The sequence below is a fragment of the Pseudomonas sp. NBRC 111143 genome, assembly GCF_001320965.1.
Classification (GTDB): domain Bacteria; phylum Pseudomonadota; class Gammaproteobacteria; order Pseudomonadales; family Pseudomonadaceae; genus Aquipseudomonas; species Aquipseudomonas machongensis.
This window is the reverse complement of record NZ_BCBT01000068.1, coordinates 23,428-33,451: the sequence shown is the minus strand read 5'-3', so window position 1 is coordinate 33,451 and position 10,024 is coordinate 23,428. Positions and strand designations below refer to the sequence as shown.

General features: G+C 65.6%; 10 protein-coding genes. 2 read left to right on the top strand and 8 right to left on the bottom strand.

Annotated features, from left to right (window positions below):
- Positions 1–94: 94 nt before the first annotated feature.
- The gene (locus APH44_RS26065) at positions 95–871 is read right to left on the bottom strand and encodes a response regulator transcription factor (RefSeq protein ID WP_054895205.1); all 777 of its coding nucleotides are present in this window, start codon (positions 869–871) and stop codon (positions 95–97) included.
- A 122-nt stretch (positions 872–993) separates the two neighbouring features.
- A complete protein-coding gene (locus APH44_RS26060) occupies positions 994–1,464 on the bottom strand; it encodes a prepilin peptidase (protein ID WP_054895204.1) in 471 nt (156 codons plus the stop codon).
- Positions 1,465–1,540: 76 nt separating this feature from the next.
- Here APH44_RS26060 and APH44_RS26055 point away from each other — a divergent pair, with 76 nt between their 5' ends.
- Both APH44_RS26055 and APH44_RS26050 read left to right on the top strand, forming a co-directional pair.
- Positions 1,541–1,984, top strand: a complete 444-nt coding sequence (locus APH44_RS26055; protein ID WP_054895203.1) for a TadE/TadG family type IV pilus assembly protein — start codon at positions 1,541–1,543, stop codon at positions 1,982–1,984.
- Entirely contained in the window at positions 1,981–4,620 is a 2,640-nt protein-coding gene (locus tag APH44_RS26050; protein ID WP_054895202.1) for an ATP-binding protein, read from the top strand. Before APH44_RS26055 ends, APH44_RS26050 begins: the two co-directional genes overlap by 4 nt.
- Here APH44_RS26050 and APH44_RS26045 read toward each other — a convergent pair.
- The 6 genes from APH44_RS26045 to APH44_RS26020 all read right to left on the bottom strand — a co-directional run bounded on the left by APH44_RS26045 (position 4,605) and on the right by APH44_RS26020 (position 10,022).
- Positions 4,605–6,569: a pilus assembly protein TadG-related protein gene (locus APH44_RS26045; RefSeq protein ID WP_256216465.1), complete on the bottom strand. Its 1,965-nt coding sequence runs from the start codon at positions 6,567–6,569 to the stop codon at positions 4,605–4,607. The genes APH44_RS26050 and APH44_RS26045 overlap by 16 nt on opposite strands.
- Before the next feature lie 204 nt (positions 6,570–6,773).
- A complete protein-coding gene (locus APH44_RS26040; RefSeq protein WP_054895201.1) occupies positions 6,774–7,334 on the bottom strand; it encodes a DUF4136 domain-containing protein in 561 nt (186 codons plus the stop codon).
- A gap of 18 nt (positions 7,335–7,352) precedes the next feature.
- Entirely contained in the window at positions 7,353–7,985 is a 633-nt protein-coding gene (locus APH44_RS26035) for a DUF4136 domain-containing protein (RefSeq protein WP_054895200.1), read from the bottom strand.
- Positions 7,986–8,007: 22 nt separating this feature from the next.
- The gene (locus APH44_RS26030) at positions 8,008–8,757 is read right to left on the bottom strand and encodes a methyltransferase domain-containing protein (RefSeq protein ID WP_054895199.1); all 750 of its coding nucleotides are present in this window, start codon (positions 8,755–8,757) and stop codon (positions 8,008–8,010) included.
- Complete coding sequence (locus APH44_RS26025; protein ID WP_054895198.1) at positions 8,754–9,059, bottom strand: MazG-like family protein; 306 nt, start codon at positions 9,057–9,059, stop codon at positions 8,754–8,756. Before APH44_RS26025 ends, APH44_RS26030 begins: the two co-directional genes overlap by 4 nt.
- Before the next feature lie 111 nt (positions 9,060–9,170).
- Entirely contained in the window at positions 9,171–10,022 is an 852-nt protein-coding gene (locus APH44_RS26020; RefSeq protein ID WP_054895206.1) for a MaoC/PaaZ C-terminal domain-containing protein, read from the bottom strand.
- Positions 10,023–10,024: the final 2 nt, after the last annotated feature.

The window sequence follows — 10,024 nt, the reverse complement described above, 5'->3', positions numbered from 1 at the left end:
CCGACATGTCCCGCGAGCACGGGCGTAGCCCGTGCCAGGCAGCGCGGTGTCTTTTTCGCGGGCAAGTCGGGGCGCCGAACCGCCGCTCCTGCACCTAGTGGGTAGTGAACCGCTGATGCACAGGCGAGGAGCGCGGCGTCAGAGCCAGGGCCAACTGGGTGCGGTTATGCATGTGGGTCAGGCGCAGCACCTGCGACACATAGAGTTTTACCGTGTTCTCGGTGATCCCCAGCTCACAGGCAATCTGGTAGTTGGTCTTGCCCTTGCTGACCAGCTTGGCCACTTCGAGTTGGCGCGGTGAGAGCTTTTCGAACACCGGTGGCAGTTCGCTCTCGAGCTCTTCCCCGTCACCGGCCCGGCGATGGGCACCCTGGCCACGGGCCTTTTCCAGGTCGTGGTAGAGGTCGTCGATGGATTCGGCCAGCTCCTGCAGGCGCTGGTTCAGGCTACCCAGCTCGCGGAAGTTGCGGCGCCGCTCCATCAGCGCGGCTTCCTGGCGGCGCAGGCCTTCGAGCAGCTCTGCCAGGTCCATGGGCTTCTGGTAGTAATCAGAAAACCCTTCGCGCAGCGCGCGAATGACATCCTGCTTGTCAGCGCGGCCGGTCAGCATGATCGCCTCGAACAGCCGTTGCTGCCCGGCGATGTCCTTCAGCGCGCGCATCAGCGCGATGCCGTCCTGTTCGGGCATGTGCAGGTCGCACAGCACCAGGCCAATGGACTCGTCCGCGCCGTAGCGCTCGATGGCCTGCGCGGTGGAGTGCGCCGGCACACAGTGATAGCCCGCACTTTCGAGATATTCGCAAAGCTCTTCGACGATCAACGGCTGATCGTCCACAACCAGTACTTTCACCTCACTAGCAGACTTGTTCACGTTCAACTCCCTGTTCGTACGTGCCCCGCTCCGTTGGCCAGCCAGCCTGGCCCTTAAGAAAAGTAGTCGCACTTTGCAATTATGTACAAGGTCTATACACGCCGAATCGACCCACTGGTCATTCATTGGATCCAGACGGCGGTCAGGAGAAACCCGGCCAGCACGTAGGGCGCGAACGGTTGTTTGTCGCCCACCTGTTCGGCCAGGCGCTGCAGGCGCTTCTTCACCTTGGGGTTGGCCAGGGTCCACAGGCGGCGTCGGCCAAGCATCCACACCAGCACTGTCACGCCTGCACCGATGAAGGTGCCGAGCACGTACTGGTGGCTGGTGGCCAGAGCCAGGGCGCCGAGCAGTTTCACATCGCCGGCGCCGAAGCGGCCGAGCATGTAGCCGGGAAGGGTCAGCAGCATGACGATGGCCAAGGCCCAGCCCGCATCGCTGGCATCGGCACCTATCCAGCTGTGCCCGGTGGCGAACAGCCAGGCCAGGGCGCAGGCGGCGACACCCAGGGTCAGGGTGTTGGAGATCTGCCGTTCACGGACATCTTGTTCGGTGCACAAGGCAAGCCACATCAGGAGAACAATGCTTTGCATTGGCAATTGGCCATCCCTATTCGTTGAACGGGTTCTATGCTGTCACTCAGGACTTCTAGTCAGGGTAGACGTGAACATGCGAGCAAGCTTGGCAGTACGGCAAAAAGGCGCGGCAGCCATCGAGTTTGTCGCAGTCTTCATGATCTTTTTCGCGGTGTTCTACGGATTGGTCAGCTACAGCCTGCCGATGCTCATGTTGCAGTCGTTCAACCAGGCCAGCAGCGAGGCGGTGCGGCGCTGCGTGGCGCTGGACCCGAACAGCGCCACCTATGCCAACGATGTCCAGAACCTGGCACGCCAGGTGATCGTCCAGCAACTGAGCTGGATGCCCGCTGCGCTGGACTTTCAGCCCGCCACCGATGCACGGATCGTACTGGCCCCCGGCAACCTGCTGACCGTGACCATCGACTACCCGAAAAACAAACTGACCAATGTCATGCCGGTACTGGTGCTGCCGTTGATCGGCGAAGTGCCGCGGCTGCCCCAGCGCTTGCAGGCCCAAGCGAGCCTGCAACTGTGAGCGGCGTTTTCGATCGCTGGTTGGGTGGCCAGACATCGGTGGCCGAGGCGCCGTTGGCGGTCGGTCTGCAGGTGTGGCTCGACGAGCAGGGTGAGGTGCTGCGCTTGTCTGGCCCGCTGCGTACCCTGCTGGCCATGCCGCCCCAGCATGCCAGACGGGTGCAGGATTACCTGCAGCACCATAGCTGGCTGGTGCTTGAAGGTGATCCCGCCGATTGGCAGGGACAGCCGCTGGATCTGGATTTTCGTACCGTGCACGGCCATGCACTGCACACCCGTGGCTGGCTGCAACGCCAGGCCGAGGGCTGGCTGCTGCAGTTATTCGATATCGGCGACCTGGTGCGCGCGCACGACCACGAGGGGCAGCGCTTGAGCCTGCAGCGCCTGGCTGGCGACATCGGCCGTGCGGTACGCGGCTGCGGCGAGGAGCGCCTGGCGCAGGTGACCGGCGAGCAGTTGCAGCGCCTGGTCGAGTACTGGCAGGCCGATTCGGTGCGGCTGATGCTGCTGGAGGCCGGCGTCTGGCGCAGCCATGCCGACAGTGGCGATAACTGGCCCTGGGCCGATGACGGGCAACTGCGGCCGTGGCTTGAAAAGTATGCGCTGCGGGGCGAGCTCGATGCGTGCGAGCGTTACGAATTGCAGGTCTTGTGCGGCGGCTTGCCGGTGTCGTTGCTGCCCTATCGGCTGGGGCCGGACATCCAGGCCTGCCTGCTGTGCGTGGCGAGCGGTGCACCGCCTGTACACGAGGCGGGAGAGCGGCTCTTGCAGGCGTTGCTGGACCCGTTGCTGGCGCGTCTTCGACAGCGCCAGTTGCAGCGCAGCGACCAGCACCTCGACGCGCTGCAGCGGCAGTTGGGCGCCGGTTGGTGGGAGTGGCCATTGCAGGGTCCGCTGCAGTTGGACCCAGCGTTGGCGGCCAGTTACGACTTGCCGCGTGAAATCACCGTCGAGCAATGGCTGGCGCGAGTGCACCCGGCGGATCGCGAGGCCGCGCAGCTGGCGCTCGAGCAACTGCGTGAAGGTCGTGCCCTGAGCCTCAGCCTGCGCCTGCAGGAGCACGCTCCGCAGATCAGTCCGCGTTGGCTGCACTGGGTGGGGCAAATGCAGGGGCGCCAGGTCCGCGGCTTTCTTCTCGACATCAGTGCGCTCAAGGCTCAGGAACTGCAGGCTGGCGCCGCCCGTGCACGGCTGGAGAACCTGATCGCCAGCTCGCCGGCCGTGATCTATATCCAGCGCTATGCCGAGGGCGCGCTGCACAGCGAGTTCTTCAGCGCCAGCCTGGCCCCGATGCTGGGCTGGCACAGCGACAGCGAACAGGCTCGTCAGCCGGGGCTGGCAGTGCACCCTGACGACCGCAGCCTGTGGCTGGAGCGCACGCGCACACTGCTGCGCGATGGCCAGGCGCGCTGCCGCTACCGCCTGCGCGACCAGTCGGGTGGCTATCACTGGGTCCTCGATGAAGCCCGTCTGCTGCGCGACGACCTCGGCCAGCCCGTGGAGGTGGTCGGACTGTGGCTGGACGTCAGCGAGGCGACCGAGGCTGCCGAGCGCGTGCGCCACAGCGAGGAGCGCTATCGAGTGCTGGTGGAGGATTCGCCGGCGATGATCTGCCGCTATCGTCCCGATCTCGAACTCCTGTTCGGTAACCGTCCGCTGGCTGACCATCTGGAGTGTGCGCCGGAGCAACTTGCCGGCATGAACCTTGGCCAGTGGATGTCCGACGCGCAACGCAGTGCGTTCCAACAGCGCCTGGCAGCGTTGACCCCTGAGCAGCCCTTGAGCAGCGCGGAGATCTGCCTGCAACTGCGGGGGCGGGAAAACGCCTGGTGGGTGTGGGCTGACCGCGGCCTGTTCGACGCGCAGGGGCGGCTCCTGGAAATCCAGGCGGTGGGGCGTGACAACACCGAGGTGCGACGCAGCCAGCGCCAGTTGTTGCAGGGCGCGAAGATGGCGACGCTCGGTGAGCTGGCGACCGGGCTGGTGCATGAGATCAATCAGCCGCTGAACGTGATGCGCATGGCCGTGGCCAATACCTTGAAGCGTCTGGAGAACGGCGCGGCGGATACCGATTACCTGACCGACAAGCTGCACCGCATCGAGGCCCAGGTAGAGCGGGCGGCGCGGTTGGTGGAACACATGCGCGTTTATGGCCGTCGCTCTGAACCGGAGCGTCAGGCATTCGTGGCCTGGGACGCGGTGGAAGGTGCGGCCGCGTTGCTGGCCGAGGGGCTTCGGGGCAAGGGTGTGGCCTTGCATATCGTGGCGCCCGAGTCGGCGTTGACGGTGCTGGGGCATCAGGACCAGCTCGAGCAGGTATTGATCAACCTGATGATCAATGCCCGCGACGCGTTGCTCGAACGCCAACCCCAGGCACCGGCCATCCGGGTCAGCCAACAGCGGATCGAGGGACGCGTCTGCCTGCGGGTCGAGGACAACGCGGGTGGCATCGACCCGCGCCTGCTCGGGCGCATCTTCGAGCCGTTCTTCACCACCAAGCCCGCGGGTGTCGGCACGGGGCTGGGGCTGTCGGTGAGCCATGGCATCGTCGAGGCCATGGGCGGCAGCCTCGAGGTGCTCAACGGCCCGGACGGCGCGTGCTTCTGCATACTGCTGCCGCTCTACAGTGCCAGTTGAGCACGGCCTGTCGAGCAACTGAGGTTGGCGCCGACTTCGGCGTTGACCAGGTCGATGCCCAGCACTTTCAGCAGCACGTTCAGCAAGGGGTCGAGCAGCGGGCTGAGCAGACCTTTGATCAGCGGCTCGAGTATCGCCTTGACGGCATCGAGCACCCCACCCACGAGCACCAGCACCTGGCCCAGGCCGCTGTTGTTGGCGGTCGGCCGATAGGCCTCCAGCTGAATGCCCAGCAGGGTGTCGCTGAGGCTGCCGACCACGTTGTCGTTGGCGGTTCTCATGGGTAGATAGGCAGGTTTGAGACCGATGTTCGGCGGTACGCTGTCGGGGGCCTGGAAGGTCAGCGCGCGTTCCTGGGCGCCGCTGCCCAGCACCTTGCTGTCCACCCGCAGGCCGATGCCGCCGCCGACGAAGGGAATGCGCTCCTCGCACTGGCCGAGCGGCAGGATCAACAGCCGGGTGCAGCGCTTGGTGCCGATGTCGATCAGGGGCAGCGCTTTCACCGCAGTGGTGCCGTTGGTGAAGAACTCATCCGGTGAGGCGAACTGACCCACCGCGATCTTGACCGCCGAGCTCTGGTTGCGGGTGGTCAGGCGCTTGGGGGAGCAACTGAAGGTATCGGGGGCTGCAGGGTTGAGGCGGGTGCTGGCTTCGGCGACTTCCAGGCCGATGTCCAGGTGCAGCTTGCCGGGCACCAGGACGATATCGCTGACCGTACAGGGCACGCCGAGCAGGCAGAGCACCGATTGCACGGTGGCGGCGAGGTTCAGGCTGAGCAGGTTGTTGATCACGTTGGTCAGCGGCGCGGCGAGGTCGAGCACGGCGTTGACCAGGCCGAAGATGCCGTCGAGCAAGGGCAGGTCGAGGGAGATCATCGCCCGCACCTGGGCAGTGTGCACACGCAGTTCGTCGGTACGCGGGTCGCCGACCGAGGAGATCTGCTGCGGCTCGATGACCTTCAGGCGAACTCGTCCGTTGACCAGGCCGAGCACGTTGAGCGGCAGGTCGACGTTGGCGGCGCTTTCGCTGACGGCCAGCTGGATCACCCCTTGCACCAGTTGCAGCAACTGGATGCTGGCATCCAGGCCAGCCTGGGCGGTGCCGTTCTGGATGTCGAGGATATCGCCCAGGCGCACCAGCGTGCCGTTGCCGGCACCCAGGGCGACCTTGCCCAGGTTGGTCACCACCTCCAGCGCCGCACCGCTTTGTTGCAACACCTTGACCGCCGCCTGCAGCAGTTGGGTGGCGGTGGCGTTGGCGTTGAGCAACTGCTTGTAGTCGCCGACCGTGAGGTTGAGATCGACTGCCAGTTGATCGAGATAGCTGAGCAACTTGATGTCGGTGGCGGCGATGCCTTTCCAGCCGGCGAGGTCCAACTGCACACCACCACCGAGGGCGCCGAGCAGGGCGTTGAGCAGTACCGACTGGCGCGAATCGACCGTGGCCAGGGTGGTGCGGATGCTAAGCATCGCCTGCGGCGGCAGTGGCGCGGAGGCGACAGCGTGGGCCTGCAGGGTTGTGGTCAGCGGCACGCCGTTGCCCTGGACCAGGGCATACACCCCCGCCGCGACGCTGGTGGTGACGGTGTTGCTGACATCGACCCGGATCGCTTCGTTGCGGTTGTCGTCGCGGGTGAAGCTGCGCAGGCTGTTGGCGCCGGTCTGCACGTAGCCGCAGCTGGCCTGCAGAGGGTTGCCGGGGGCGTGCCCGTTGCGGGTGGCGGCATTGCGGGCGATGGCATTGGCCTGTGGGCCGGTGCCGATGCACACGGCGAACTGCCCGGCGGCTTCCAGTGCAGCCATGTCGGCGATGCGCTGCAGCTTGCGTTGTTCGAGGTAGAGCCGCCCACTGTCGATTGCCAGCAACAGGAACAGCAGGGCCATACCGAGGGTGATCACGGCCATCAGGCCGATCGCGCCGCGTTGGCGCGCAGCGGAAGAGGAAACCACGGGCACTCCTTTGCAGGCCGAAGGCCAGGCATCGCGGCTGCGGTCAAAGGAGTGTAGTCAGGATGATGGCATCTTGCCTCTTCTCAGCCTTCACGCCATCTGGTTGTAGGAGCGGGCTTGCCCGCGAAAAAAACACCGCGCTGCCTGGCACGGGCTACGCCCGTGTTCGCGGGCAAACCCGCTCCTACAGATAGGCGTTGGGTCTCAACGCGGTGGGTAGTTGCTCATCACCTGGGTCACTGTCTTCTGGATCGCGGCATTGCGCTCCTGCGGGCTAGGCGGGTAGCTGTTCATGATCTGCTCGGCACTGCCGCGCCAGACCAACTTGCCGTCACGGCCATCGAACAGGTCGACCTGGATGGTCGCCACCTTGTAGTCGACGCTACGGGTCTCGTTGTACATCGGCCCACCCCAGTAACCGCCCCAGTAGCCACCCCAGGCCCCGCCATAGTTGGTGGTGACCTGCTGCTGGCGGTCTTCGACGATCAGGTAGGCGCGCACTTTCACATCGGGCCGGGCGCTGCCTTGTGCCGGACGCAGGCCGCGCTGGTCGAGCTGGTCGGCCACGGCCTGGCGGATGCGCTGCTCGGTGAGATCGCTCTTGATCCGCGGATCGTCCGGGCGGTATTGCAGGGCCGGCTCCTGCCAGGCCCAGCTGCGGTAGGCGGCGAAGTCACGGCTGGCATCGAAATCCTGGGTGACGTTGTTGCTGGAGCAGGCGGCGACCAGCAGCGCGAAGGACAGCAGAACGAGGCGGCGCAACATGATGATTCTCCTGACGCGTTAACTGGGAGGGTAGCCACTGAGGGCCTTGTGTACCGACTCGCGCAAGGCGTTTTCACGGTCGCGCGGCGAGCCTTTTTCGCTGCCGCTTTCGGCGCTGGCACTCCACACCGGCTGGCCGTTGCGGGCATCGAACAGGTCGATGCGCACCACCATCACCTCGACTTCGTAGGTGCGCACGATCGGTACGCTGCCGTAGGCACCATAGCCGTTGCGGTAGCCGCCATAGCCGATGCCGCCGTAGGGGGCGGGGCCGTAGTAGGGATCGTAGTCGTAATCGCGGACCTGGCGCAGGCGACGTTCCAGACGCAGGTTCGCGCTGACCAGCAGATCGCCGCTGGCGCCGCGTGCCGGGCGCAGGCCATGCTGGTCGAGCGCACCGCTGATGGCATCGGCCAGTTGTGCGGGATCGGCATTGGCACTGCCGCTGGGTAACTGCCCGTTGCGCCAGCTCCAGCTGCGATAGCGCCCATAGTCGCGTGGCGCGGCCGGGTAGGCGCTGGCATCGAAGGTGGTCGCAGCCTGGGGCGGCGCCGGTGGCAATGGCCGGGAACTGGCGACATAGGGATTGCTGCTCTGGCACGCTGCCAGGGCGAAGGGAAGCAAGGCCAGGCACAACAGACGGTACGGCATGTATTCCTCCCGGCGGGCGAGATCAGCGTGGGCGACAGGTCCAGTGCAGGTAACGGCCGAGCCCGGCGAAGCTCGGATGACGGCGGTGGGCCAATTCCATTTCCAGCAGGTCGAGCAGCTCGGCCTTGTCCTGGAATTCCTTGGGCATGTAATCGTGGAAAACCCTGACCCCACTCTCGCTTTCGACCTGCCACATGGGTTCAAGTTGCGCGCGCAGTTCTCGCGGATCAAGAGGTTTTTGCGGGGTGAGACTCTGTTTTTCGCCGGCCAGGCGGTCGCTGCGCAGCTTGCGGAAGTGACCCTTGAGCAAGTTGCGGTAGACCAGCGCATCGCGGTTGTAGAACGCCAGCGACAGCCAGCCGCCCGGTGTGGTCAGCTGGTGCAGCACCGGCAGGATACTGTGTGGTTCGGCCAGCCATTCGAGCACGGCGTGGCACAGCACCACATCGAAGGGCTCGGTGAGCTGACCGAGCAGGTCCTGCCAGGGCGCCTGGATGAAGGTGGCGGGTTGGTTGGCCTCGGCGAAGCGCGCGCGGGCGCCGTCGAGCATCGGCGCGGCGGGCTCGGCCAGGGTCACCTGGTGCCCGCGCTGTGCCAGCCACAGCGCCATGTGGCCCAGACCCGCGCCGATATCGAGGATGCGCAGGGGGCGGTCGGGCAGGCTTTCGGCGAGGTCCGCCTGCAGCACCGCCAGGCGGATCGCGCCTTTGGCACCGCCGTAGATCTTCTCGGCGAAACGGCTGGCCAGCTCATCGAAATGACGGTCGTTCATCGGGCGAAGCGCCTCTCGCTGTCGGCGAGCTTGGCCCGCACCACGGTTTCCATGTCCAGCCCCAGCTCACTGCACAGCAGCAACAGATAGAGCACCACATCGCCGACTTCCTGGCCGGCGTGGGCGAGTTGCTCGGGGGCGAGCTGGCGTGACTGGTCTTCACTCAGCCACTGGAAGATTTCCACCAGCTCGGCCATCTCGACGCTGGCGGCCATGGCCAGGTTCTTCGGGCTGTGGAAGCCGCGCCAGTCGTTGTTGTCGCGGATCCGGTGCAGGCGGTCGGTCAGTTCTTGCAGGTTCATCGAGGGCTCTCCTTCTGGCGCATAGCTTCGGGTGCGCCAGGGAGCAAATCAAGTGAATTGGAGGCCATTGTTGGAGCCGAGGGCGCGGCCCTAGGCGCGTGCTTGATTTGGTTACAGAGCGCTCCATTTGCCGGTCATGTGCAGCAGGCCCCCGTGCCCGGTCAGATTCAGTTGCCCTTGCGGCCCAGCGGCCGTCGCGCCGAGCACCACCTCCGAGGGCAGGCGCACCGGCTTGTGGAAGTCCACCGCGAACTCATAGCCCGCCACCGGCAGGTGCCCGCGCAGTGCCGCCAGCGCCATGGCCTTGTTCCACATGCCGTGGGCGATGGCTTTGGGGAAGCCGAACAGCCGTGCACTCGCTGCGCTCAGGTGGATGGGGTTGTAGTCGCCGCAGACCTTGGCGTAGCGGCGGCCGATATCGCTGTCGGCATACCAGCGCGTCACTTCCGGCGTTTCGATGGCTGGCTCGTCGTTGTCCCCGTGCGTTTCGCCTTCGAGCTTCAGCCCCCGCACCAGCATGCGGCTGGTTTCGCGCCAGAGCAGACCCAGCCCGTCCTGGGCCTCGGTGACCAGGTCGAAGGTGCCACCCTTGGCATGTGCCTGCAGGTTGTCGGCATGCACGGCAAAACGCAGGCCTTCGATGGCGCCCAACGGGCGCAGCACCTGGATCTCGTTGTGCAGGTGCACCAGCCCGAGCAGGGGGAAGGGGAAGTCGCTGACGGTCAGCAGTTGCAACTGCAGGTTGAACGCGATCACGTGCGGATAGGTGGGCGGCAGGCGACCATCGTCGCTGAAGTGGCACAGGCGACGATAAGCTGCAAGGTTTGTCGGGTCGACCCGCAGGAAACAACGCAGGCCACCACTGGGCAGGCGGTCGCCACTGATCTTGCGCTTGCCGAGCGCTCGCAGGTAAAGCCGGGTGCGGGTATCGGGGGTGTGCAGGTCCTGCCATGTCCGGTTCATGT

Coding starts and splice junctions, on each gene's coding strand:
- APH44_RS26060 (WP_054895204.1), bottom strand. CDS start 1,464: ATGCAAAGCATTGTTCTCCTGATGTGGCTTGCCTTGTGCACCGAACAA.
- APH44_RS26055 (WP_054895203.1), top strand. CDS start 1,541: ATGCGAGCAAGCTTGGCAGTACGGCAAAAAGGCGCGGCAGCCATCGAG.
- APH44_RS26040 (WP_054895201.1), bottom strand. CDS start 7,334: ATGTTGCGCCGCCTCGTTCTGCTGTCCTTCGCGCTGCTGGTCGCCGCC.
- APH44_RS26035 (WP_054895200.1), bottom strand. CDS start 7,985: ATGCCGTACCGTCTGTTGTGCCTGGCCTTGCTTCCCTTCGCCCTGGCA.
- APH44_RS26030 (WP_054895199.1), bottom strand. CDS start 8,757: ATGAACGACCGTCATTTCGATGAGCTGGCCAGCCGTTTCGCCGAGAAG.
- APH44_RS26025 (WP_054895198.1), bottom strand. CDS start 9,059: ATGAACCTGCAAGAACTGACCGACCGCCTGCACCGGATCCGCGACAAC.
- APH44_RS26020 (WP_054895206.1), bottom strand. CDS start 10,022: ATGAACCGGACATGGCAGGACCTGCACACCCCCGATACCCGCACCCGG.